This window comes from Stakelama flava, from assembly GCF_019351405.1.
In the GTDB taxonomy this organism is placed as follows: Bacteria; Pseudomonadota; Alphaproteobacteria; order Sphingomonadales; family Sphingomonadaceae; genus Sphingomonas; species Sphingomonas flava_A.
Genome location: NZ_JAHWZX010000007.1, coordinates 26,001 through 47,811 on the forward strand (window position 1 = coordinate 26,001; position 21,811 = coordinate 47,811).

The 21,811-nt window shown below is 61.6% G+C and carries 26 protein-coding genes, 1 tRNA gene and 2 pseudogenes; 13 read left to right on the plus strand and 16 right to left on the minus strand.

Annotated features, from left to right (window positions below):
• Window positions 1-16 precede the first annotated feature (16 nt).
• The gene (proS, locus tag KY084_RS08855) at window positions 17-1,549 is read right to left on the minus strand and encodes a proline--tRNA ligase (RefSeq protein ID WP_219238104.1); all 1,533 of its coding nucleotides are present in this window, start codon (window positions 1,547-1,549) and stop codon (window positions 17-19) included.
• Between the two features lie 59 nt (window positions 1,550-1,608).
• Between proS and KY084_RS08860 the strand changes: the two genes are divergently transcribed.
• On the plus strand, window positions 1,609-2,514 hold the full coding sequence (locus KY084_RS08860) for a DMT family transporter (protein ID WP_219238105.1): 906 nt from the start codon (window positions 1,609-1,611) through the stop codon (window positions 2,512-2,514).
• Between the two features lie 57 nt (window positions 2,515-2,571).
• Window positions 2,572-3,036: a YybH family protein gene (locus KY084_RS08865; RefSeq protein WP_219238106.1), complete on the plus strand. Its 465-nt coding sequence runs from the start codon at window positions 2,572-2,574 to the stop codon at window positions 3,034-3,036.
• Window positions 3,037-3,210: 174 nt separating this feature from the next.
• Here KY084_RS08865 and KY084_RS16775 read toward each other — a convergent pair.
• Window positions 3,211-3,331, minus strand: a pseudogene (locus tag KY084_RS16775) (IS3 family transposase); the annotation flags it as partial.
• A gap of 71 nt (window positions 3,332-3,402) precedes the next feature.
• Here KY084_RS16775 and KY084_RS08870 point away from each other — a divergent pair.
• Complete coding sequence (locus tag KY084_RS08870; RefSeq protein ID WP_219238107.1) at window positions 3,403-4,563, plus strand: M23 family metallopeptidase; 1,161 nt, start codon at window positions 3,403-3,405, stop codon at window positions 4,561-4,563.
• Window positions 4,564-4,887: 324 nt separating this feature from the next.
• On the opposite strand, the gene KY084_RS08875 is transcribed toward KY084_RS08870, so the two are convergent.
• Window positions 4,888-5,190, minus strand: coding sequence for a HigA family addiction module antitoxin (locus KY084_RS08875; protein ID WP_219238108.1), 303 nt, complete (start codon window positions 5,188-5,190; stop codon window positions 4,888-4,890).
• On the minus strand, window positions 5,180-5,470 hold the full coding sequence (locus KY084_RS08880; RefSeq protein ID WP_219238109.1) for a type II toxin-antitoxin system RelE/ParE family toxin: 291 nt from the start codon (window positions 5,468-5,470) through the stop codon (window positions 5,180-5,182). The genes KY084_RS08875 and KY084_RS08880 overlap by 11 nt, the downstream gene beginning before the upstream one ends.
• Window positions 5,471-5,585: 115 nt before the next feature.
• On the opposite strand from KY084_RS08880, the gene KY084_RS08885 reads away from it, so the two are divergent.
• Window positions 5,586-6,218, plus strand: coding sequence for a tyrosine-type recombinase/integrase (locus KY084_RS08885; protein WP_219238110.1), 633 nt, complete (start codon window positions 5,586-5,588; stop codon window positions 6,216-6,218).
• Between the two features lie 204 nt (window positions 6,219-6,422).
• Here KY084_RS08885 and KY084_RS08890 read toward each other — a convergent pair whose 3' ends face one another.
• Entirely contained in the window at window positions 6,423-7,319 is an 897-nt protein-coding gene (locus KY084_RS08890; protein ID WP_219238111.1) for a LysR family transcriptional regulator, read from the minus strand.
• 204 nt (window positions 7,320-7,523) lie between these two features.
• Here KY084_RS08890 and KY084_RS16780 point away from each other — a divergent pair, with 204 nt between their 5' ends.
• Window positions 7,524-7,793, plus strand: a complete 270-nt coding sequence (locus KY084_RS16780; RefSeq protein WP_219238112.1) for an MAE_28990/MAE_18760 family HEPN-like nuclease — start codon at window positions 7,524-7,526, stop codon at window positions 7,791-7,793.
• Window positions 7,794-8,257: 464 nt separating this feature from the next.
• Here KY084_RS16780 and KY084_RS08900 read toward each other — a convergent pair whose 3' ends face one another.
• The 5 genes from KY084_RS08900 to ypfJ form a co-directional block, all read right to left on the minus strand.
• Window positions 8,258-9,133, minus strand: a complete 876-nt coding sequence (locus tag KY084_RS08900; RefSeq protein ID WP_219238113.1) for a hypothetical protein — start codon at window positions 9,131-9,133, stop codon at window positions 8,258-8,260.
• Window positions 9,134-9,766: 633 nt separating this feature from the next.
• A tRNA-Ala gene (locus KY084_RS08905) sits at window positions 9,767-9,842 on the minus strand.
• A 159-nt stretch (window positions 9,843-10,001) separates the two neighbouring features.
• Complete coding sequence (locus KY084_RS08910) at window positions 10,002-10,181, minus strand: hypothetical protein (RefSeq protein WP_219238114.1); 180 nt, start codon at window positions 10,179-10,181, stop codon at window positions 10,002-10,004.
• A gap of 9 nt (window positions 10,182-10,190) precedes the next feature.
• A complete protein-coding gene (locus KY084_RS08915) occupies window positions 10,191-10,658 on the minus strand; it encodes a YaiI/YqxD family protein (protein ID WP_219238115.1) in 468 nt (155 codons plus the stop codon).
• 1 nt (window position 10,659) lies between these two features.
• The gene (ypfJ, locus tag KY084_RS08920) at window positions 10,660-11,541 is read right to left on the minus strand and encodes a KPN_02809 family neutral zinc metallopeptidase (protein ID WP_219238116.1); all 882 of its coding nucleotides are present in this window, start codon (window positions 11,539-11,541) and stop codon (window positions 10,660-10,662) included.
• Window positions 11,542-11,665: 124 nt separating this feature from the next.
• Between ypfJ and KY084_RS08925 the strand changes: the two genes are divergently transcribed.
• From KY084_RS08925 to KY084_RS08940, 4 genes and pseudogenes are all read left to right on the plus strand, one after another.
• A complete protein-coding gene (locus KY084_RS08925) occupies window positions 11,666-12,829 on the plus strand; it encodes a patatin-like phospholipase family protein (protein ID WP_219238117.1) in 1,164 nt (387 codons plus the stop codon).
• A gap of 7 nt (window positions 12,830-12,836) precedes the next feature.
• The gene (locus KY084_RS08930) at window positions 12,837-13,622 is read left to right on the plus strand and encodes a 3-hydroxybutyrate dehydrogenase (RefSeq protein WP_219238118.1); all 786 of its coding nucleotides are present in this window, start codon (window positions 12,837-12,839) and stop codon (window positions 13,620-13,622) included.
• A gap of 76 nt (window positions 13,623-13,698) precedes the next feature.
• A complete protein-coding gene (locus tag KY084_RS08935) occupies window positions 13,699-14,343 on the plus strand; it encodes a DUF4893 domain-containing protein (RefSeq protein ID WP_219238119.1) in 645 nt (214 codons plus the stop codon).
• Between the two features lie 49 nt (window positions 14,344-14,392).
• Window positions 14,393-14,638, plus strand: a pseudogene (locus KY084_RS08940) (helix-turn-helix domain-containing protein); the annotation flags it as partial.
• A 53-nt stretch (window positions 14,639-14,691) separates the two neighbouring features.
• On the opposite strand, the gene KY084_RS08945 reads toward KY084_RS08940, so the two are convergent.
• Both KY084_RS08945 and KY084_RS08950 read right to left on the minus strand, forming a co-directional pair.
• A complete protein-coding gene (locus KY084_RS08945) occupies window positions 14,692-14,991 on the minus strand; it encodes a putative quinol monooxygenase (protein WP_219238121.1) in 300 nt (99 codons plus the stop codon).
• 45 nt (window positions 14,992-15,036) lie between these two features.
• On the minus strand, window positions 15,037-16,059 hold the full coding sequence (locus KY084_RS08950; protein ID WP_219238122.1) for a zinc-binding alcohol dehydrogenase family protein: 1,023 nt from the start codon (window positions 16,057-16,059) through the stop codon (window positions 15,037-15,039).
• A gap of 96 nt (window positions 16,060-16,155) precedes the next feature.
• On the opposite strand from KY084_RS08950, the gene KY084_RS08955 reads away from it, so the two are divergent.
• Window positions 16,156-17,091 (plus strand): LysR family transcriptional regulator, encoded by a 936-nt coding sequence (locus KY084_RS08955; RefSeq protein ID WP_246587013.1) that lies wholly within the window; start codon window positions 16,156-16,158, stop codon window positions 17,089-17,091.
• A gap of 278 nt (window positions 17,092-17,369) precedes the next feature.
• Here the strand turns inward: KY084_RS08955 and KY084_RS08960 are convergent, their stop codons facing one another.
• The 3 genes from KY084_RS08960 to KY084_RS08970 all read right to left on the minus strand — a co-directional run bounded on the left by KY084_RS08960 (window position 17,370) and on the right by KY084_RS08970 (window position 19,574).
• Window positions 17,370-18,359, minus strand: coding sequence for a cation diffusion facilitator family transporter (locus KY084_RS08960; RefSeq protein ID WP_219238123.1), 990 nt, complete (start codon window positions 18,357-18,359; stop codon window positions 17,370-17,372).
• A 29-nt stretch (window positions 18,360-18,388) separates the two neighbouring features.
• Window positions 18,389-18,688, minus strand: a complete 300-nt coding sequence (locus KY084_RS08965) for a hypothetical protein (RefSeq protein ID WP_219238124.1) — start codon at window positions 18,686-18,688, stop codon at window positions 18,389-18,391.
• A 133-nt stretch (window positions 18,689-18,821) separates the two neighbouring features.
• A complete protein-coding gene (locus KY084_RS08970) occupies window positions 18,822-19,574 on the minus strand; it encodes a Bax inhibitor-1/YccA family protein (RefSeq protein WP_219238125.1) in 753 nt (250 codons plus the stop codon).
• A gap of 120 nt (window positions 19,575-19,694) precedes the next feature.
• On the opposite strand from KY084_RS08970, the gene thpR reads away from it, so the two are divergent.
• A complete protein-coding gene (gene thpR, locus KY084_RS08975) occupies window positions 19,695-20,240 on the plus strand; it encodes an RNA 2',3'-cyclic phosphodiesterase (RefSeq protein ID WP_219238126.1) in 546 nt (181 codons plus the stop codon).
• Between the two features lie 3 nt (window positions 20,241-20,243).
• Here thpR and KY084_RS08980 read toward each other — a convergent pair whose 3' ends face one another.
• Entirely contained in the window at window positions 20,244-20,681 is a 438-nt protein-coding gene (locus tag KY084_RS08980) for a cupin domain-containing protein (RefSeq protein ID WP_219238127.1), read from the minus strand.
• A 250-nt stretch (window positions 20,682-20,931) separates the two neighbouring features.
• Here KY084_RS08980 and KY084_RS08985 point away from each other — a divergent pair, with 250 nt between their 5' ends.
• On the plus strand, window positions 20,932-21,372 hold the full coding sequence (locus tag KY084_RS08985) for a glycine zipper 2TM domain-containing protein (protein ID WP_425516728.1): 441 nt from the start codon (window positions 20,932-20,934) through the stop codon (window positions 21,370-21,372).
• A 10-nt stretch (window positions 21,373-21,382) separates the two neighbouring features.
• Entirely contained in the window at window positions 21,383-21,811 is a 429-nt protein-coding gene (locus KY084_RS08990) for an OsmC family protein (RefSeq protein WP_219238128.1), read from the plus strand.

Sequence of the window (21,811 nt, forward strand, 5' to 3'; positions counted from 1 at the left end):
CTTCGGGTAGTGCGCGCTAATATGCGCGCGCCACCAAAATCCGCTCGGCCGCCTTTCTGCCCGTAAAGATGCAGTCACCATCGGCGGGCGGCGCATCCATCGGCACGTTGCGAATGGTCAGCTTCAGCGCCTTCAGCCGCTCGACCACCCCGGCAAGCACATCACCGGTGGGACGGCACCATTGCACTTCCACCCAGCCGGGATATTTGCCGCCTTCGTTGAAAAACGCTTCCAGTCCGGCAAAATCGGTGATGCCGCGTTCGATATTGCCGTCGAGGCGCGAGCGCGCCTGTTCGTAAAGCGATTGCTGGATATTTTCCAGCATGTCGGATGCGCGATCGACAAAATCGTGCCGTTCCATGATCTCGCTCGCAAGCTTGCCGTCCTCATTGTACAGGCGATCACGGCGCAGCACCGAAACATTGCCGCCGGCGACATCGCGCGCGCCGACCTCGACAATGATCGGCGCGCCTTTCTTCACCCAGCCCCAGCGCTTGGCCGCCGCCTTTACCGGCTTGGTATCGAGCAGTACGCGCACCGGTTCGTTTATCGCGGTGAGCTGCGCCAGCTGCGCGCGCAGTTCGTGGCAATAGGATAGTACACGTTCATCCTCATGCTGGTCGCGCAACATGGGCACGATGACGATCTGCCATGGCGCGACCCGCGGCGGCACGCGAAGCCCGTCATCGTCGCCATGGATCATGATCAGTCCGCCGACCATCCGCGTCGACATGCCGAAACTGGTGGTCCAGGCATGTTCGAAATTACCTTCGCTGTTCTGGAACCTGATATTCTGCGCCTCGGCAAAGGTGGTGCCCAGAAAGTGCGAAGTACCTGCCTGAAGCGCCTTGCCGTCCTGCATCATCGCCTCGATCGACCAGGTCGCGTCCGCGCCGGGAAAGCGTTCGTTTTCCGGCTTTTCCCCTGCAACCACCGGCATCGCGACGCAATCTTCGGCAAAGCTGCGATAGATTTCGAGGCTGCTGAGCGCATGTTCACGCGCATCGTCGGCACTGGCGTGCGCGGTATGCCCTTCCTGCCAGAGAAATTCGGACGTGCGCAAAAACATGCGGGTGCGCATCTCCCAGCGTACGACATTGGCCCACTGGTTAATCATGACGGGCAGTTCGCGCCACGATTTGATCCAGCGCGAAAAGGCGGCGCCGATCACCGTTTCGGATGTCGGACGAACGACCAGCGGTTCTTCCAGCTTCGCGTCGGGATCGGGCACCATCCTGCCGTCCTGCATAATCAGCCGGTGATGCGTGACGACCGCCATTTCCTTGGCGAAACCGTCGACATGCTCGGCTTCCTTTTCGAAATAGGAAAGCGGGATGAAGAGCGGGAAATAACAATTGTCGTGGCCCGTCGCCTTGATCCGGTCGTCGAGCAGCCGCTGGATACGCTCCCAGATGCCATAGCCCCAGGGGCGGATGACCATGCAGCCGCGCACGCCCGATTCTTCGGCGAGATCGGCTTCGGTGATTACCTGCTGATACCATTGGGCGAAATCGTCTTCGCGGGTAACGGAAAGCGCGTGCTTGGGCATGGGGTCTTTCGTGACTTAAGGGTTTGTCGCCCGCCAAGCCTCACCCTATTGCTGGTCAAATGGCAAGCGAAGCGGACAATCCGGAACGGGTTTTAAGTGGAATAGGGCTTCGCCTTTTCGCGATTCTCTGCCTCGCATCCATGGCGGCACTTATCAAGCTTGTCGAAGCCCGCGGGGCGAACCTTATCGAGACGATTTTCTTTCGTCAGACCTGCGCGGTTCCGTTGGTGCTCGTTTTCATGGCGGCGGGGCCGGGGCTCGGCGCGGTTCGCACGCTGCGTCCCTGGTCGCATGTCACGCGCACTGTGGTGGGACTGACGGGCATGTTCGCCAATTTCGGCGCGATCACGCTGCTCCCACTGGCCGAAGCGCAGACACTTGCCTTCACCGCCCCGATTTTCGCGACGATCCTCGGCGCGCTCATCTTGCGCGAACCCACCGGCTGGCATCGCTGGGGGGCGGTGCTGATCGGTTTCGCCGGTGTCATCGTGGTTGCCCGGCCGGGAAGCGGGGACATTCCGCTGGCCGGGGCGCTTGTCGGGCTGGCGGCGGCGTTTCTGGTCGCGATGATCTCCATCCTGCTGCGTCAGATCGGACGTACCGAAGGTGCGTACACGACCGTATTCTGGTTTTCCGCGCTTTCGGTGCCGCCGCTGGGCATCGCATATTTCTGGCATATTCAGTCGCATGATCCAGTGACCTGGGCGATGCTGGTGGGAATCGGGCTGATCGGCGGGGCCGGCCAATTGGCGCTGACCGCCGCGCTGCGCATGGCACCGGTATCTGTGGTGGTGCCGATGGATTATTCGGGCCTGATCTGGGCGACGATCTATGGCTATCTGCTGTTTGGCATGTGGCCGAACGACGCAACCTGGATCGGCGCACCGGTTATCATCGGCAGCGGGTTGTATATCGTGTGGCGCGAACAGCGGCTCAAACGGCGTCACTTGACTCGATCGGCTTGACGGGCACGCGCCTTCGCGAGCAGGATTTGCGCAACCCGATCAAATAAAGGACCGCGCATGAAGTTGGTGACCATCCTGTCCGCCGGTTTCGCCCTGATCGCGGCATCGCCGCTTAGCGCGCAGGAAAGCGACGACATCGCGCCGCTCGCCCGCACGATCGCCACGCGCGATTCCGATTTCACCCAAGCCTTCAACGCCGGGCGCATTGCCGATGCCGTCGCCTTTTATGAAGATGATGCGTTGCTGATGGTGCCGGGCGAACCGCCGATGCAGGGGGAAAAGGCGATTGCAAACGTGCTTGCCGGTCTGGCGAAACAAGCGAAAAACCTGTCGCTGCGCCCCGCCGTCGTGCGCCCGCTCGGCGACGATTACGCGCTGGAAGTCGGCGTCCTGTCTTACGAGCAGGCGGGCGAAAACGGCACCGCCGATGTCGTTACGGAGAAATATCAAGCCGTATGGCACCTGGGCGATGACGGCATATGGTATTTCGCCAGCGACATGATGAACGCGCTGCCCGATTAGGAGACCTGTGCACGGGGGGGTGAGGTGGTCTCGGTTCTTTGGACAGGTTGGCGGCGAAGTTAAGCTAATCTCGGGTGTTGTTCATACCGCCATTCTTGACGTCAGATGATGGGGCGCATTCCCATCATCTGATGGGCCGTTCCGTCCATAGGCCTCGTCCGGGGTCTGCCCGCCGATCGCCAGTTTGGCAGCAAATAGGAGTAAAACCTTGTGCCCCGGTGCCGGCTTCGACGTGTTCGGTCGTCGGCAGCGCCTCGATCCGCGTCCGCTTCATGAGCGTGGCGACATGCTGTCTAGCCCGCAATTTGGTATGCCAAGCCAGGTGTGATAATAACATAACACACCAATATTGGGAGCTTCGCGACGATGGGTAAGGGATTTGGGCGGTGGGTTATCGGCAGTGTGGGCGTGGCTGCGAGCCTGATCGCGTCAACGACGCCTGTCGCCGCCCTGCAGTCGCTGGTGCTGCCGCCTCAAATCTGGATGCGCACGCCCTATGCGCCAATCGCGTTTCCCGCTGATGGCGGCCATCATTTTATCTACGAGCTCTATCTCACCAATCTATCCTCAGCCGAGGTGAGGGTGAAGAGCCTCGACATCATCGACCCCGATAATGCCGATAGGGAACCCCTGCGGCGCTTCACCGGCAAGCAATTGACCGCGATTGCCCAGCCTCTCGGCGAGGGAATGTCGATGGACGAATCCGCCAAGCCGATCTCGGTTGCGCCGGGTCGGACGGTGGCGCTGTTCCTGGCGATCAGCGTACCGCAAGGCGAACCGCTGCCCGAGCATCTTGCCGAGCGCCTGACCTATAGCGACGGCACGGTTGTCACCGGGGGGACGGTGGAGGCGCGTCACCCGTTGCTGAAGGTGCTAGGTCCGCCGGTTAGGGGTAGCGACTGGGACGCCGCCGACGGCCCCGGCAATGGCCGCTACAATCATCATCGGCGCGGCATCTTCGTGATAGACGGTCATCTTGCCGACTCGCGTCGCTTCGCGATCGACTGGAAACAAGTTCGTAACGGCGCATCGTTCAGCGGCGACAAAACGCGCGATTCATCCTATTACGCCTATCGCCAGCCGGTGCTCGCGGTTGCCGATGCGGTCGTGATCGAGGCGCGCGACGGTCTGCCCGACAACCCGCCGGGCCACGGCGTCGACTTCCATCCCGCCGCCGCGCTGACCTTCGACAAATTGGGGGGCAACACGATCACGCTCGATCTGGGGGACGGACAATATGCGCATTATTATCATCTTCACCCGGGCAGCCTTCGTGTAAAGGTGGGCGATCACGTCCAACGCGGTCAGGTGATCGCGCGCATCGGTGCCTCGGGCGACGCCCGTGAGCCGCACCTTCATTTTGAAGTCTCGACCACGCCATCGCTGCTCACCGGCGAGGGCGTTCCGTACGTCATAGATCGATATCGCGTTCTCCCGGACGATGGCCACAAGGGTGGCGTGCGTCGCAACGAGACTCCGCTCGACGGAATGATAATCGACTTCGGCCCCGCCACGAGCACGAGATGAGCGGAACCAGCGCCGTGTCCCCGACGCCCCTCGGTACCATCTGGCGCCGTGGTGACACGCCGGTGACATGCACTCAAATGCGAGGGGGTAATACCACTATTGCAAGCTGCTCTGGATTGTCCGAACCACCCTGGCAGGTATCACCGCACCAGTGCCGGCCCACCGCTCCGCGGGCGCACTGACAAGAAGTGCACGTGCCGACGCGCTGGTAAAGCTGGATCGATAGCGACCCAGCTTCGGGGACGCGTTCACATCAGTCCCCTAGTGAATGAACGACAAGTCCGGCAAATCCAACTGGAGACGTGAAGGGCTATGTTGGCAATGTCAGGCAGCTTTTTTGAGCTTCTCGACCTTTATGTCCTGCTCGTGCTCGCGGGCCTGGGCCAGCTCATAGGTTGTCTGCATCCGCAACAGAGTGTCGGCCTTGATGCCGAAAGCCTTCTCAAACCGAATAGCCATATCAGCAGACAGGTTCGCATTGCCGTTCAGCAAGGTGCTCAACGCCTGCCTCGATACGCCAAAATGCCCGGCCAAAGCCGTCACGCTGACCTCTGCAGGCTCCACGATTTCTGTTTTCAACCAGTCCCCCACGTGGACAGCGAGCGAAGGGTGCATCTTAAGCGCCATGATAATCCTCCAGATCCATATCGATTAGCGCGCCTTGATCATTCAAACCGAAGGTCATCCGCCAGTTTCTCGTAACCGTCATCGACCAGCTCCCCTTCCGATCGCCAGTCAGCTCATGCAATCCGAAGTTCGGAGGCACTGACAGCTCCTCGAAGCTTTCCGCAGCGTCGATGAAAACGAGCATCTTGCGCAATCGCCCCGCATCTCCAACCAGGCCTTTGGCGTTGCCCGTCTCAAAGAAGCGGCGAAGGCCTTTGTGCCTGATGCTCTCTACTTCCATCCTTCGGATGTACCGCAGCACTCCGAGATCGTCAAGTGTCGCGTGACACATGTCGAAAGGCGCGGAGTATGGAGCCTATACTCACGCTGGCCATCCCGGTCATCGGAGAATTATCATGGGACATTCAGACCTCGACCCCGCCATTCATGATCGGAGCCCTTGGAACGCAGGGAAAATAGTTGGGCCGAAGCGCCCGCTGAAACCTCGCGATATCTGGGCGATTCGCTTTTATCTCGACGAGCACAAACGTCTGCGCGACCGGGCCCTGTTCGATCTCGCCATCGACAGCAAATTGCGAGGCTGCGATCTGGTCAAAATCAGGATCGGCGATCTGATGAGCGCGGGGTCATTTCGGGATCGCGCGACCGTCATCCAGCAAAAGACCGATCGCCCCGTGCAGTTCGAGATCATGTCCGAGGCACGCAAGAGCCTGAAAGCCTGGCTTGATCGGCGCGGCGGCACGATTCGCGACTTCGTATTCCCAAGCAGGATCGACTACCTCGGTCATTTGAGCACACGACAATATGCGCGCCTTGTCGACGAATGGGTTTCGACTATCGGTCTGGACAAGCGGGAATACGGCACGCACTCGATGCGCAGGACCAAGGCTTCGCTGATCTACAAGGCTACCGGCAATCTGCGAGCTGTCCAGATCCTGCTCGGCCACACAAACATTGAGAACACGGTCCGTTACCTAGGCGTCGACGTGGATGATGCCCTGACACTGTCCGAACGGACGGAAATTTGACACTGGTTCCGGCTTCCCGAGGTCGCCGGCAAGCCGGTTTGGCCTGATGAACGACCGGCAGGTATCGGCGCGCTGTTCTGATCCAATGAAAGACCGCTATGTCAGCGATCCGAGCCGCTCTAGATTTATCGGCGGCTACGCGCGTTAACAGCGGTCATAAGCTCTGTGCCCGGAAGCCATACGGATCGGAACGCTCGCGCCCGCTCAACCCGTCCGAAATCGAAGCGCCTCGACCAGCAGGGCAAATGCCTGCGATTGCTGCCGCCTGCTGGGATAGTAGAGATGATAACCTGGGAATGGCGGACACCAATCTTCGAGCACGTTGCAAAGCCGCCCATCTTCGACCTCCCCCTCGACATAGTCGCGCGGCAGATAGGCGATTCCGGCCCCGTCGATCGCAGCCTGCCGTGCCATCGCGATCTCGTTGACGATGAGTTGTCCTTCGACATGGACGTTTAGCGCCCGTCCGCCCTTTTCGAATTCCCAGGCATAAAGCGCACCCAGCGTCGGAAAGCGCAGGTTGATGCAACTGTGCTCCGCCAAGTCATGGGGCGTGCGCGGCTCCTTGCGATTGATAAAGTAGCCAGGCGAACCGACCGCTGCCATGCGCAGGTTCGGCCCGATCGGTACGGCGACCATGTCCTGCTCCAGCGTCTCTCCCATTCGGATGCCCGCGTCGAACTGCTGCGCCGCAATGTCGACCAGTCCGGCATCGACGTTCACCTCGATCGTCACATCCGGATAGTCGGACAGGAAGGTCGCCAGCGCGGGCCACAGGATCGTTTCTGCGGCATGGATGCCCGTGGTGATGCGGATCGTGCCAGCCGGCCGATCGCGCATCTCGGCGATGGCGCCGAGTTCCGCCTCGATTTCGTCGAAGCGCGGCGCGATCGTGGCGAGCAGCCGTTCGCCGGCTTGGGTTGGCGACACGCTTCGGGTCGTGCGGGTGAGCAGGCGCACGCCAATACGCTCTTCCAGCCCGCGCACGGCATGGCTGAGCGCCGAGGGTGACAGGCCCATGTGCGCGGCGGCGCGGGTGAAGCTGCGCTCTTGTGCGACAGCGCGAAAAGCGAGCAGGTCATTGATGTTGCGGCGGGCCATTACTGAATACAGCTCAAAAGCTCTTGCGAATTACAGCCTCTAATCGATGAGGCACGTCACCGCCATATGCGTTCACTCGAAACGCATCACAGGAGAACTGATCAAGCCCTGAGGTTGATATGGCTGCTGTTCGAACGTTGATTCAGTTGCAAGACGCCATGGACCAAGAGTTGGCTTGGCGCATCAAGGAGGTTGGAACGTTCCGTGTTGAATCGGCAAAGGGGGGGGCAAAAGAGCAAGGCATTCACGCGCGCAGGCGTTGGCCTGCTTTACGCCCACTGGGAAGGTTTCGTAAAACGATCCGCAGAGCTCTACGTGGAGTACATTTCGAATCGGGGCCTCAAGTACAAAAATCTCACGACTTGCTTCGTAGTCTTTGGCCCACTGGTCGAGGAAGTCTTGGACCTCATGCGTCTATTTAAGAACGATCTGCTCAATGCGGCGGCGACAGAGGCATACAAGAAGACCGCCTAACAGGCTGCTGAAGAACGCCCGCCTCGACGCCAGCTGCACCGGGGCTGAAAGACTGCTTCGAGCTGGACCCGTGCGCTCGCCTCGCCCCGGTCGTTCATCTGCTTCGGGTTGCTATCCGTCTCTGCCTGGCGGTAACCCGACATTGCGCTACCGGCCTAATTTCTGCCTTCGGTGCCTGCCTTAATCTACGACCGCTTTCGAAGAGCCGAGCTATGCCTGTGAATGGCTGCTCCGTTGGCGGCTGCTGACCGTTTCTCTGGTTCGTGTGGACTTCAGCTTTCCCAAGTCGTGCGGCCATCGCACAGACATGAGACGCCAAAACCTCGGTCATCGGCGGTCGCATGAACGTTGCCGCATACCGGACGTTCGGGGCGGCAGACACCTAGGCGACTGAAAGTATGTGAAGGCAAGCGCCTTTTACCTACCGTGCGGGCAATAGGTATGAAACTGGTGGGGCGCTGCAGCTAGGGCAGCGGCAGAGCGCGGGCGGCGGATGGTGTCAGATAGCCTTCATTCACCAGGTATGAGCGCAGCGCGGCTGGGTAACCTGCTGGTTCGGGACGATAGTGGGAGAGCATCACCCGCCAAGCGGCCGCAGCCTTTCCCAGTCGGGCAGCGTCGGCGACGAATGCAGCACAGCTGCCATTGCGTTCCCTGGTTTTTGATATGCAGACGTCGCGATGAGCGGGCAGGTCGTGCGCGAAAAGCGGACGCACCGCTGGATCGGCCGAGATATCGACGCTCCGTCCGTTGCGGATCGTCAGCACAAGCGGGGGTCGGGGCGCGCAGGCGCTGCACTCGTTCGAGTAGTTGAAACCTCGCGCCTCAAGGACAAAGCCGGTTTGGTCGTTCCTCAGCAGATGGCGAGGGAGGATCGACACCTCGCCGAACAACTCGCTGCTGCCGTTGTGCGTGAGCGGAACAGCGTGAAAGCCACCATCGGCTGGTTCGATCACCGTCACGGCGGTGAATCCGCCCGACCCGCCCCACTGATTGTCGACCACCACTCCCGTCCGTCCCCTGCCAGGCGCGAGGCGGATTATGGCGACACGCACGAACGAGGCTTGGCGGTCACTTGTCATTTGAAATGATGGGACGCCCGGCTGACTCACGGTGACGACCGCTTGGTTGCTCACGCCATCGAATGTGCATCCCTCGTTCTGTGCCGGTAACTGGCAGGGAGAGGCCGCAACCTTGACCGTGAGGCCGCCCGCGACAAAGGCAAGAGACTCGTTGGGATGTATTCCCCAAGTTTGGAATGCGCCCAGTGGCACCTTCGCCGGTTCTGACGGCGCCGCGCCGAGCAGCAGCGCGGGCAGGAGGAAGGCGAACACACGCATGACTGTTCTCCACTGGAAGCGCACCACCGTATTAAACTAGGTGCCAGACGGATATGCAACGGCTGGCTCATCGCCGATCACCAAAGATGACCGTCGCCTAACCACCCAGCCGCGGACGGCAGCGGGACCGGATCCGCTCCCTTGTAGCAGTCGTTTGCGTCGCGCGGCGGCTGATGAACCTACGGCCACTATGAACGATCAGTTCTGGCCGGGCGAACGACCGTGTTATTCTCGACTGCTGACCGAAGCATTGGGTCGATCGAACGGCAGCTTCGCTCATTCTGACACCTATCACCGGACAGTCGGAGGCCGGCCCAGCCGACGCCATAATTCGCCGTGTGAATGAACGACTGGTTTCAGCGGCACAGCGGGGCGCCATGAAGTCGCCTTTGTTGGCGGAAGCCGAGTTCGTATAAGCGTCAGCTATACTCGCAAGCCGGCTGCGAACCAGACACTCACCTACCAGCCCATGAGTTGATTGACGACCTTGATTCTCGCGCGTTCTGGCGAGGATTCGGACGACTAGGCATCTCAAAATCGTTCACCATAGCCCGCGCGAATGGGGTACTAAATGAGGGTCGGATTCCAGGGCGCCCCCTAAGGGGTCGTCATTCAACGCATTTTTCAGTTGATTGGTGGAGCCGAGGGGAATCGAACCCCTGACCTCTGCAGTGCGATTGCAGCGCTCTCCCATCTGAGCTACGGCCCCGCCACCAGCCCGGCATCGTGCCGGGGCCGCCCCCTTAGCCGCAGTTGATGCACCGTGCAACCGGGATCGTTGCGAAATTCGTGCATCACGCCGAAATCCACTAAATTCACTGCCGCATCGTCACAGCGATCGGCGCAGCGTTGCAGACATTCAAACGCCTCAGCGCAGCTTGGCGATTTTCAGCTTGTCAGCCTTGGCGCGGTCCTTCACCGATTCCTCGCTGCGGGTCAGCGCCTTGGCGATCGCCTTCAACCCCATTCCCTTTTGCGCGAGGGTGTGAAGCTTCTGCACCTCGTCCTGCCGCCAGGGCTGGCGATGCCGTTCGAATTTCTCTGCCATGGCCGCCTCCTATCCCATCCGGCGCAGCCGCACTATCGTTTCGTCTAGCGTCTGCAAAAATCGCGATCGGTCCGCCTTGGTGAAGGGCGGCGGCCCGCCGATCGTATCGCCGCCAGCGCGCAGATCGGCCATGATCGCACGGGTGGCCACGGCCGTGCCGATCGACGCGCTGGTGAACGGCTTTCCATTGGGTGCGACGACGCTTGCTCCGGCTTTCAGGCACCGGTCGGCGAGCAGGATGTCGGCGGTCACGACGATGGCGTTCGGCGCCGCCCGCGCGGCGATCCAGTCGTCCGCCGCGTCGAAGCCGTCATCGACGACGATCCGTTCTACCCGATCGACCGGCGGCACGCGAAGCCTGCTGTTGCTGACCACCTTCACCGGCACGCGATAACGGTTGGCGACGCGGTAGATTTCGTCTTTTACCGGGCAGGCGTCGGCATCGACCAGAATGACCGCCGCTTCGTCCTGCGCCATGTCAGATCGCGCCGCTGAACGTATCGCACGCCGCCGGATCGCCGCTTTGCAGGCCGGTGCGAAGCCATTTCATCCGCTGTTCGGACGTGCCGTGCGTGAAGCTGTCGGGAACGACCCGCCCCTGCGCCTGCCGCTGCAGCGTATCGTCGCCGATGGCGTTGGCAGCGCGCATCCCCTCCTCAATATCGCCGGGGTCGAGCCGGTCGCGATTGCGCGCAGCGAAAACGCCGGCATAGCAATCCGCCTGCAGTTCCAGCCGCACCGACAGCGCATTGCCCTGCGTGCGGCCAAGTTGCGCCTGCTTCTGCGCGACATCGCCCGACGTGCCGAGCAGGTCCTGAACATGGTGCCCCATTTCGTGGGCGATCACATAGGCCCGGGCAAAGTCCCCATCCGCGCCATAGCGGTTCTTTAGTTCGTCGAAAAAGCTGGTGTCGATATACACGCCATCGTCGCTCGGACAGTAGAACGGCCCCATTGCGGACTGCGCCGCACCGCATCCGGACTGCGCATTTTCGTCGTAGAAATCGATCGTCGCGGGGGTGTAGCGTTTCCCCGACTCGGCGAATATCTGCTGCCAGGTGGTGTCGGCGAGTGTCATTACCCGGCACGCGAACAGCTCGTCGGGCGTATCGCACGGCACCGCCCGGCCGGTCTGCGCCTGTTGCGAGGACGGCGTTTGCGTGCCCGTCTGAACCCCGCCCCCGCCAAGATACATATAGGCGAGCGCCACGATACCGATAATGGCGATCGTCCCGCATCCAAGTTTGCGCCCCAACAGCAGCGGCAGCAGACCCAGCAGGCCGAACCCGCCGCCATTGCCGCCCCCGCCGCGGCCAAGGTCGCGCGCATTGCTGGTCGGGTCGAGATCGTCGAGCCGCATGAAAAAACGCCTTTCGTCATTGTCGCCGCGTGTGCGACAATGCCTCAGCGGCCGGCAGGTTGCACGGCTATTTATCGCGGCCCAACTCTTGATGCGGTGCAGCGCAACCGCCATTTAGCCGGCGATGGCCGATGCCGACCCCTCCCAAACCCGCCTGAAACACGGCGGCGCGCTGCCGCTTCCGGGCTGTGTCGCGCTGGTGTTGCAGGGCGGTGGCGCGCTGGGCAGCTATCAGGCGGGCGTGATCGAGGCGCTTGCCGAATCGGCGATCGATATCGACTGGGTAGCCGGGATTTCGATCGGCGCGGTCAACGCCGCCATTTTCGCGGGCAACCCGCCCGAACGGCGGGTCGAGCGGCTGAACGATTTCTGGAGCGAGGTGACGAGCGCGCTGCCAAGTTTTCCCCTGCCCAACTGGGACGCGGCGCGCGAATTCGTTCACGAATGGTCGGCGGGCAGCGTCGCCGCCACCGGCGTTCCCGGCTTTTTCCGCCCGCGCACGATCCCGCCGATGTTCGCTTCGCCCGGCACGCCCGAAGCGCTCAGCTTCTACGACACCGCCCCGCTTGTCGAAACGCTCGACCGGCTGATCGACTGGGATTTGCTCAATGACGGCCCGGTCCGGCTGTCGGTGGGGGCGGTTGACGTCGAAAACGGCAATTTCCGCTATTTCGACACGCACGAGATGCGGATCGACGCGCGTCACATCATGGCATCGGGCGCACTCCCGCCCGGCTTGCCGCCGGTAGAGATTGACGGGCGGCTATATTGGGATGGCGGCCTCGTTTCGAATACGCCGCTTACGCATGTTCTCGACCATCAGGAATGCCCGATGCTGGTGTTTCAGGTCGACCTGTTCGCATCCAATGCGGGGCTTCCGCACACGATTCTAGACGTGATGGCGCGTGAAAAGGAAATTCGCTTTTCCAGCCGCACGCGTCAGGTATCCGCCGCGCATATGCGCGATCGTACGGTCCGCGCGGCGATCCGCAAGGTGCTTGACAAGCTGCCGAAGGAATTCACCGACGATCCGGACGTTCATGCGCTTCGCGACATGGCGGCGGAGATGCCGGTCAATCTGGTTCAGCTCATCTATCGCGCCAATGCCTGGGAGGGGGGCAGCCGCGATTTCGAATTTTCGCAGCGCACGATGCGCGAACATTGGCAATCGGGGCGTCAGGCGGTCGGCGAGACCATGGCGAAATCGCGCCTCGTCGCGCAGAATATTCTCGACGGCAGGACCGCGGCCTTCGACCTGACCCATCATAATCCGCACAGCAAGGAGTAGCGTAATCATGTTCCTGAAGGGCAAGAGCGTCATCGTAACCGGGTCCACCTCCGGCATCGGCCTTGCCTATGCCAAGGCGTTTGCCGCCGAAGGCGCGGCCGTGATGATCAACGGTTTCGGCGATGCCGACGCGATCGAAAAGGAACGCGCCGCGATAGCCGAAACCAGCGGCGCAAAGGCGCTCTACGATGCCGCCGATATGACCAAGCCCGATCAGATCGCCGCCATGGTCGAACGGTGCAGCAAGGAACTGGGCGGGCCTGACATCGTCATCGCCAATGCCGGTATCCAGCATGTCGCGAAGATCGAGGATTTCCCGCCCGAAAAGTTCGAGGCGATCCTAGACATCAACCTTAAATCGGCTTGGTATCTGTTCCGCGCCGCCGTGCCGCATATGAAGCAGAAGGGATGGGGCCGCATCCTGTCGACCGCATCGGCGCACAGCCTGGTCGCCAGCCCGAACAAGACAGCCTATATCATGGCCAAGCACGGCATCGCCGGACTCACCAAGACTCTGGCGCTGGAAACCGCGACCGACGGGATCACCGTCAACTGCATTTCGCCCGGCTATGTCTGGACGCCACTGGTCGAAAAGCAGATTCCCGATACAATGGAATCGCGCGGCCTTACCCGCGAACAGGTGATGAATGACGTTCTTTTGTCGGCGCAGCCCACCAAGGAATTCGTGATGCCCGAGGAAGTGGCGGCGCTTGCGGTATTCCTGTGCCGGGACGAGGCGAAGGCGATCACCGGCGCGAATTATTCGATCGACGGCGGCTGGACCGCGGAATAATCGCAGGCGCGCAAACGCTGATCTGGACAGGCCCGCAGCTTCGGCTAGGCTTGGCGCTTCTGTTCTGGGGAAGCACATGGCCTTGCCGAAGTCGGCAACTGTTCTGGTCGCTATAGTATCGCTGGGCGGCTGCGCGCATCGTACCGCCGCCCGCGATGGCGGCAATGTCGACACCGCGCAGACCGCGCCGCTCGATTGGCGCAAGGTAGCAACCGATCGCGATCGCGAACGACTGCGCGGGTGGCGCGATGCATGGATGGCGGCATTACCCGCCGCGCGCGCGGCCGCGCCTGAAGCGATCGCAGCGCACCCCGCGCTGTTCGATCCCGACCGCGCACTGGCCACTCCCCTGCCGCCGCCCGGCGATTATTCCTGCCGTACATATAAGTTGGGCGCGGCGCGCAGCGGGCTTCGCGACTTTCTGGCTTACCCCGCTTATCCCTGCACGGTCGCGCGGGAGGACAACGTGCTCAGCCTCACGCGCTATGGCGGATCGCAGCGCCCCGTTGGCCTGATCTTCAGCGATACCGCAACGCGCGGCGTTTTTCTGGGAACGTTGGTGCTCGGCAATGAACGCAGTCCGCTCGATTACGGCCGTGATCGCTATCGCGACATGGCCGGGCTGGTCGAACGGATCGATGACGCGCGCTGGCGGCTGGTGCTGCCCAGTCCTGCGTTCGAATCGAAACTCGACATAGTGGAAATAACTCCCGTCGGCTAAGAGCACGACCGAAAATCAGGTTGAGCGGTTTCAGCAGCTCGCAGCAGTTGCCGGCATGAGCGAGCCGGCCTTTCATCTGCACTTTCGTGAGATGACGCCCTTGTCGCCCTTGCAATTCCAAAAGCAACTGCGCCTTATTGAGGCGCGGAGGATGATGGTGGTGGACGGCTCGACGATTTCGCACGCAGCGCACACAGTCGGTTATCAGAGCGTTTCGCAGTTTACACGGCAGTATCGACGGTTGTTTGGCGCACCTCCGCGACAGAACATCGAACAAGATAAAGCACTGGCTTGAACGACAAAGGCAGCATCAGCCGACATCTGTCATTCCCTGAAACTAATTCGCGATCAGTCTCGAGGCGAGCGCTCGTTGCGGACATCATACATCATGACCTCGTTGCGCATCCGATCGTGCCACTTTTCAAAGATCGCGATCACCTCGGAGCGCGCCAGATAGGCATCGAGCGATTCTCGGTCGCGCCAGCGTTCGAGCACCACGACGCTGCCCTCTTCCGGGGTGTCGAGGGTGAAGGAGAAGAAGAGGTTGCCGTCGGCCGCGCGGCCCAATGGCAGCGTGGCGCGAGCATCGGCGAGAAACTCGTCAACTTCGTCCGGGGCCACGAATACATGTCCTGCGATGATTAACATGGTGCGTCCTTTTCTGCTGTTCCGGCGTTTCTGGCTCGCGGCGGCTCAGCCGAGCGTGACAACGATCTTGGTTCCCGAGACACCGGCCTTCTGCGCGTTCAGCGCGCCCTGAAGCGCCTCCAGACCATGACCTGCGACCCGGGATTTAGGTGCCGCCTGATAGCGGCTCTGCGCCAGCGCGGCGGGCAGGAAATCCTTGTAGATCATTGGCCCGACAGCATCGTCCTTGAGCGAGGTGCCGAAGATATGCCCGACCTTGACGTCGTCGCGGAAGCCCTCGGGGGCGGGCAGTGTCGCGGCAATCATTTTGCTGCCCTCGGCGCGGGCCACGATCTCAGCGCAGTCGTCGAGACTGCCGGTCGCATGCAGTGTCCCGGCAAGGCTGTGGCCTCGCAGCGCGGCCAGCAAATCCTCGATCAGCGTATCGGCAGCATGATCGAATATCTGATCCGCCCCCAGGTCCTTCAGCATTCCAGCATTGCGGGCCGAGGCGGTGGCGAACACGGTGTAACCTGAAGCGACCGCCAGCTGGATGGCGTTACACCCCACGCTGGAGGAGCCGCCCCAGACCAGCACAACCGCGTCTTTCGCCGTCGCAGCCAGCGACGGCCCTGGCAGGGCAAGCTGCGTTTCGCCATAAAGGCCGCTGGCGGCCGTACCCAGACCCAGGGGCAACACGGAGGCATCCGCGAAGGACAGCGTCGCGGGAATAGGCGCAGCCATGTGGTCCGACACAATGGTATATTGCTGGAATGCGCCTTCAGCGGATTTGTTGACGGTGGTGCTCACCGCCTGGCCCAGCACGCGATCGCCGACGGCAAAGCGCCTGACCTCAGGACCGATGGCGGCAACAGTGCCAGCGACATCGCTGCCGGTGATCAAGGGGAAGGTCAGCCACGGAAGAATGGCGCCGTTCTGCAACAGCCAGTCCAACGGGTTGATCGCGATCGCAGCGTTCTCGATCAGGATCTCGTTGCCTTGGGGCTTGGGGATCGGCGCGGAGCCGAGGATGAGTGCCGGCGCGTTCTCGTACTGCCAGGCGGCGATTTGCGTGGATTGGGCGGTCATCGGATGCTTCCTCGATATTATGGTCGCAAGATGGCTCTGTTCATTGTAAACTTTAATAGGCATAAAAATCACTGTATCAGTGACTCGAGGGAATGAATGATTGGCGGCGGGGATTACGCGGAGCTGCGGGCCTTCATGATGGTCGTCGACACTCGCAGCTTCCGCGAAGCGGCCGGGCGGCTGGGGATCACGCCCTCGGCGTTGAGCCGGACGATCAAGCGCCTGGAAGAACGGCTGGGGCAACGCCTGCTCAACCGTACGACGCGCGCCGTGTCGCCCAGCGAGGCCGGGCAGTCGCTCTATACCCGGCTTGTGCCCGCGGTCGCGGGCCTGGAAGAGGCAGTGCACGACACGCTCGCCCAACGGGGCGATGCCGTGGGGACGGTGCGGCTCAACCTGCCGCGTCTGACGGCCGAGGTGCTTTTGATGCCACGGCTCGCGCAATTCATCGCGCTCTACCCCGGTATCCATCTCGACATGGTGATCGACGATGCGCTGAGCGATGTGGTTGGCAAGGGCTTTGATGCCGGCATCCGGATGGGCGAGCTGCTCGAAAAGGACATGATTGCGATCCGGCTCAGCCCGCCGTTTCGCAATGCCATTGTCGCGACGCCCGGCTATCTGGCGGCGCATGGGACACCGCATTCGCCACAGGACCTGAAGCATCACCGCTGCATCAACTATCGCTGGGGATCAAATTGCCAATCTTGGCGCTGGCCCTTCGAAAGCGAAGACGGCCCGCTGGAAATCAATGTCGAGGGGCCATTTTCAGTCAATGACACCGGACTTTTGAAGGGTGCCGCATTGTCGGGTGTCGGTCTCGCCTGTGTCAGCGAAACGCTGGTCGAGCATGAGCTTGCACGCGGCGATCTTGTGCGGGTTCTGGAGCCTTGGAGCAAGCGCTATGCCGGCTTCTTCCTCTACCACCCCAGTCGACGTCGGACGCCCCCGGCGCTCCGCGCGTTGATCGATTTCCTGGCTGAACAGCCTTCTCAAAATGGCCGCCCAGCAATGCAAAACCGGCCACAATGAAAGCAGGCGGCATTCGGCATCGGAGCTTGCCGGTCTTCGCAACGCTCGGTGAATCACAAGCTGCTGAAATCGCTCAACCTGATTTTCGGTCGGGATCTAACACCACGTTGCATTGCCCTGCACCCGCAGCAATATCGTCATGGCGAGCTCCGAAGGGGCGCGGCAATCGATATCCATGCGGCATACCCCATGGTTGCTCGATCGCCGCATAGCTACACTCCTCGCGATGAGGACATAGCCAAGCGAATCAGACTCACTGCGCCTCGGTATGACGCGCGTCAGCCAAGGGTCTTTCGCGGCGACCGGATCGACGACTGTCCCGGCTTCGTGGCGGCATTTTCACGCTTTTCGGGGCGGATATAGATCGATGTCAGTTGCGGCACCGCCTCGCGCAACGAATCCTCAATCTCCTCGATGATCGTTTCGGCATCACCCATCTGAACCAGATCGTCGAAATCCGCGCTGACCGCGACGAATATACCTTCGGGCGAGGTGTGGATCGTGCGTACATGATTGACGCCGACGATCGCGCTATGCGCGCCGACCACGGTTTCGATGGTTTCTACAACGCTCTTGTCCGCACCCTCCCCGATAAGCAGTCCCTTGGCTTCACGCGCGAGCAGCAACGCCACCGCACCAAGTATCAGGCCGATGACGATCGACGCGGCACCATCGATGCGCGGGTCGTTGAAATGCCCGCTAGCCCACACGCCGATGCCCGCAACTACAAGGCCGGCACATGCCGCACTGTCTTCGAACAGGACGACGAAACCGCTGGGGTCTTTTGACTGGCGAACCGCCTGCCACCAGCCGGTATCGCCCTTCGCGCTCGCAAATTCACGCACCGCGATGACCCAGGACGTGCCCTCCAACACGAAGGCCATGGCAAGCACGATATAGCTTAGCGTCGCATCCTCGATCTCAGCCGGGTCCTGGATATGCAGATAGCCTTCATAGACCGACAGGCCCGCCCCAATCGCGAAAATCAGGATGGCGACCACGAAGCTCCAGAAATACAGTTCGCGGCCATAGCCGAATGGATGGGCATCGTCGGGCGGCTTTTTCGCGCGATGCTCGCCATAGAGGAGCAGAATCTGATTGCCGCTGTCGACGACCGAATGAAATCCTTCGGTCAGCATCGAGGACGAACCAGAAAGCGCCGCCGCGATGAATTTCGCGACGGCGATTCCGATATTGGCGGCAAGCGCGGCATATAGAACGATATGCTCGCGCCAACCCTGCGGTGCGGCCGCTGCCTGTTTGCTCACGGATCAGGCCGCGATAGGTCCGGCTTTCTTCACTTGCCTTTTTCCTCGCGCCGTTTGCGCTCTTCCGCCTCGTCATAGCCGGACGACGGGGCCGGATCGCTCGCATGCACCGGCTGGGTCGTCGCTGGCGGATCGGAGGCGTCCATTGATTCCGCGACACCTTCGTCCAGCCGCGCCTGCTTGCTTTCGGGATTGCGCGCCAACCGCTCTTCGATGGTACTTTCCTTGTGTCGCTTCGCCGTTTCCGCATCGCTGTCGGGGTCGGGCGGCGCGACGGACATTCCCTTCATCGCGCGTTCGTCCACTCCGGTTCCGGTCTTGTCGGCCATTGTCTGTCTCCCGAATGAGTTGCATCGATCAACGAGCCGGAACGGCCGGACGTTCCCCGTTCGAAGCGCAAACAAAAAGCCCGGCGAGTCTCCCCGCCGGGCTTTTGCCGTTCAATATTGCGGCCCGCGCGGATCAGCCGCGCTGATTGCCCATGATGCGCAGCAGGAACAGGAACATGTTGATGAAGTCGAGATAGAGGTTCAGCGCCCCCATGATCACGACTTTGCCCATCATGTCCGTGCCCGCGACATAATCGTACATGCTCTTGATCTTCTGCGTGTCATAGGCGGTAAGCCCCGCGAAGATCAGCACGCCCAGGATCGATACGATCAGGTCCATCGTGCCCGACTGGAAGATGAAGGCGTTGAGCAGCATGGCGACGAACAGGCCGACCACGCCCATGATCAGGAACGTTCCGAGCCCAGACAGATCCTTCTTCGTAGTATAGCCGTACAGGCTGAGACCAGCGAAACCGGCGGCTGTCGCGAAGAAAGCCTGCGCGATCACCGTGCCGGTATAGACAAGGAAAATGGTCGACAGCGACATGCCCATCAGAAGCGCAAAGCCCCAGAACAGCGCCTGAAGCGTCGACGTCTTCATCTTTGCCTGACCAAAGCTCATCGCGAATACGATGCCGAGCGGCGCGAGCGACACGATCCAGCCGAGCGCGGTCATCCGGCCCGTCTGCATGTCGACAAGCGAAGCAACCGCGCCCGACAGCGCGAACAGCATCGCGACGATGCCGGTAAGCAGAACGCCCGACGCCATATAATTGTAGACAGAAAGCATGTAGGACCGCAGCCCCGCATCATACGCGTCGGAGCGCGCATGTGCGCCCGTCGCATAACGCGCGGCGGTCGTCCGGGGATCAGACCAGTTTGCCATCTTTAACTCCTTTACCCGGTATTATTGCCGGTTAATGGGAATATCGGTCGTCAGGCGCGGTATTTCAAGCAAAACCGGGCGGCCGCCGGGTGTTACAAAATGTTGCTGAAAGGAGGCGCCATGCACCGCCTGTTCGTCGCACTTCGTCCGCCCCCCGCAATGCGCGATGCGATTCTGGCCGCGATGGGCGGGATCGACCATGCCCGCTGGCAATCGGCCGAACAGCTTCACGTCACCCTTCGCTTCATTGGGCAGGTCGAACGCCCGCTGGCCGAAGACATCGCCATCGCATTGGGCAACATTGCCTTCCCCGCCTTCGATCTCGCGCTGGCGGGCGTCGGCGAATTCCAAAGCCGCGGTCGTGCGCATGCGGTGTGGGCGCGGGTCACGCCGCGCGATGCTGTGTCACGGCTTCACCGCAAGATCGATCAGGCGCTGGTCGGGCTGGGTCTTGCCCCCGAACGCCGCGCCTATTTCCCGCATATCACGCTTGCGCGGCTCAACGCGCGGTCCGGGTCGACCGAGCGGTTTCTTGATCATCAAGCCGCGCTGACCACGCCGCCGGTTCGATTCGACAATTTCCTGCTGTTCGAAAGCACGCTGGGGCAGGAGGGGGCGCGGTACGAAGCAATCGCCCGCTACCGGCTTTCCGCGCCCGATTACTGACGGTTAGGCCAGCCCCGGCGCCCAGCCGGGTGCCGCCAGTTCAAACCCGGAAAATTCGAATCCCGGCACGACGATGCAGCTTACCAGCGTCCAGCCGCCATTCGGGTGCGCCGCCTGCCACCAGCCGGCGGGCACGCGCTGCTGGGGCGATTGCCCGTTCGCGATATCGATGCCGAGCGACAGCGTTTCCACCGGCCCGGCATCATCGCGCGCCATGTCGAGGCTTAGCGGCGCGCCCGAATGCCACAGCCAGATTTCATCCGCATCGACGCGGTGCCAGTGCGAAGCCTGATCGGCATCAAGCAGAAACAGGATTGCCGTGCCGCCCGCACGATCGCCCGATTTCGCTTCGGCGCGCCATGTTTCGCGGAACCAGCCACCCTCCGGATGCGGGGAGAGGTCAAGCGTCGCGATAAGCTGTTCGGCACCGATATCGGACATGGCGGGGACATTCCTTTTTTCATTTTCGTCGACGCTGCTCCTACCCCTTGGGCGCTCGTCGCGCGAATCCCCCCGGTCCACCGCATCGCGCCACCCATTTCATTTCGTTCATGAAACCTCGGCGCACGCGACACGTTTGACAGGGCGGTAGGACAGCGATCGACCATTTCGGCCGATCGGGGCGAGCGCTGACCGCATGAAGATTTTGCTCGCCGGCGGCGGACCGCGCTGCCGATCAGGGACGTTAACGATGACGCGAACCCTTCATGTCGCGTCCGTCCGCAGTTTAAGGGAGAAGAAGATGCGCAAGATGATGATGGTATTGGGCACCGCCGCGATGCTGCCGCTGGGCGCTTGCGGCCAGGGCGGCCTTGGCGGAATGTTCGGAGGAAATTCCGGCACCTATGCCAATAATGGCGGCTATTATGATGCCTCGCGCAACTACACGCAGGGCAATTATCAGGCCCGGACCATGAACCGGAACGACACCGTTTATCGCGGTTCGGACGGACGCTATTACTGCAAGCGCGATGACGGCACGACCGGTGCGGTTGTCGGTGGTCTGGCCGGCGGCGTTCTCGGCAACATCATCGCCCCGGGCGGATCGAAGACGCTCGGCACGATCATCGGCGCTGCCGGTGGCGCAATTGCCGGGCAGCAGATCGACAAGGGCGACGTACAGTGCAAGTGAGCGAGGTATAATGACCGTAAAATCCGCATCCGCACGCTATGAAGGCCTCGGCAAGGAAGGGCGGGGCCATATCTCGCTCGAATCGGGCGCGTTCAAGGATCAGCCTTATGGGTTCGGCACCCGGTTCGGCGACGAACCGGGCACCAACCCCGAAGAGCTGATTGCGGCCGCTCATGCGAGCTGTTTTACCATGGCGTTGAGCTTCGCGCTCGCCAAGGAAGGCTATGAGGCTGGTACGCTGGAAACCAGCGCGAAGGTCAGCCTCGAAAAGGATGGCGACGGGTTCAAGATCACTCGCTCCGACCTGACGCTCACTGCGCAGGTTGATGACATCGCGGCCGACAAATTCGCTGAAATCGCCAATGGCGCGAAGGCGAATTGCCCGGTTTCGAAGCTGCTCGACGCCGAAATCACGCTCAACCATGATTTGAAGGGCTGA

Bases quoted from the DNA above. Each gene is read 5' to 3' on its own strand.
- KY084_RS08965 (WP_219238124.1), bottom strand. From the start codon at position 18,688: ATGGCCGACAAGACCGGAACCGGAGTGGACGAACGCGCGATGAAGGGA.
- KY084_RS08870 (WP_219238107.1), top strand. From the start codon at position 3,403: ATGGGTAAGGGATTTGGGCGGTGGGTTATCGGCAGTGTGGGCGTGGCT.
- KY084_RS08875 (WP_219238108.1), bottom strand. From the start codon at position 5,190: ATGGCGCTTAAGATGCACCCTTCGCTCGCTGTCCACGTGGGGGACTGG.
- KY084_RS08865 (WP_219238106.1), top strand. From the start codon at position 2,572: ATGAAGTTGGTGACCATCCTGTCCGCCGGTTTCGCCCTGATCGCGGCA.
- KY084_RS08935 (WP_219238119.1), top strand. From the start codon at position 13,699: ATGGCCTTGCCGAAGTCGGCAACTGTTCTGGTCGCTATAGTATCGCTG.
- KY084_RS08925 (WP_219238117.1), top strand. From the start codon at position 11,666: ATGGCCGATGCCGACCCCTCCCAAACCCGCCTGAAACACGGCGGCGCG.
- KY084_RS08950 (WP_219238122.1), bottom strand. From the start codon at position 16,059: ATGACCGCCCAATCCACGCAAATCGCCGCCTGGCAGTACGAGAACGCG.
- KY084_RS08945 (WP_219238121.1), bottom strand. From the start codon at position 14,991: ATGTTAATCATCGCAGGACATGTATTCGTGGCCCCGGACGAAGTTGAC.
- ypfJ (WP_219238116.1), bottom strand. From the start codon at position 11,541: ATGCGGCTCGACGATCTCGACCCGACCAGCAATGCGCGCGACCTTGGC.
- KY084_RS08860 (WP_219238105.1), top strand. From the start codon at position 1,609: ATGGCAAGCGAAGCGGACAATCCGGAACGGGTTTTAAGTGGAATAGGG.
- thpR (WP_219238126.1), top strand. From the start codon at position 19,695: ATGCACCGCCTGTTCGTCGCACTTCGTCCGCCCCCCGCAATGCGCGAT.
- KY084_RS08985 (WP_425516728.1), top strand. From the start codon at position 20,932: ATGACGCGAACCCTTCATGTCGCGTCCGTCCGCAGTTTAAGGGAGAAG.
- KY084_RS08955 (WP_246587013.1), top strand. From the start codon at position 16,156: ATGATTGGCGGCGGGGATTACGCGGAGCTGCGGGCCTTCATGATGGTC.
- KY084_RS08910 (WP_219238114.1), bottom strand. From the start codon at position 10,181: ATGGCAGAGAAATTCGAACGGCATCGCCAGCCCTGGCGGCAGGACGAG.
- KY084_RS08880 (WP_219238109.1), bottom strand. From the start codon at position 5,470: ATGGAAGTAGAGAGCATCAGGCACAAAGGCCTTCGCCGCTTCTTTGAG.
- KY084_RS08930 (WP_219238118.1), top strand. From the start codon at position 12,837: ATGTTCCTGAAGGGCAAGAGCGTCATCGTAACCGGGTCCACCTCCGGC.
- KY084_RS08885 (WP_219238110.1), top strand. From the start codon at position 5,586: ATGGGACATTCAGACCTCGACCCCGCCATTCATGATCGGAGCCCTTGG.
- proS (WP_219238104.1), bottom strand. From the start codon at position 1,549: ATGCCCAAGCACGCGCTTTCCGTTACCCGCGAAGACGATTTCGCCCAA.
- KY084_RS08915 (WP_219238115.1), bottom strand. From the start codon at position 10,658: ATGGCGCAGGACGAAGCGGCGGTCATTCTGGTCGATGCCGACGCCTGC.
- KY084_RS08900 (WP_219238113.1), bottom strand. From the start codon at position 9,133: ATGCGTGTGTTCGCCTTCCTCCTGCCCGCGCTGCTGCTCGGCGCGGCG.
- KY084_RS08980 (WP_219238127.1), bottom strand. From the start codon at position 20,681: ATGTCCGATATCGGTGCCGAACAGCTTATCGCGACGCTTGACCTCTCC.
- KY084_RS08890 (WP_219238111.1), bottom strand. From the start codon at position 7,319: ATGGCCCGCCGCAACATCAATGACCTGCTCGCTTTTCGCGCTGTCGCA.
- KY084_RS08970 (WP_219238125.1), bottom strand. From the start codon at position 19,574: ATGGCAAACTGGTCTGATCCCCGGACGACCGCCGCGCGTTATGCGACG.
- KY084_RS08990 (WP_219238128.1), top strand. From the start codon at position 21,383: ATGACCGTAAAATCCGCATCCGCACGCTATGAAGGCCTCGGCAAGGAA.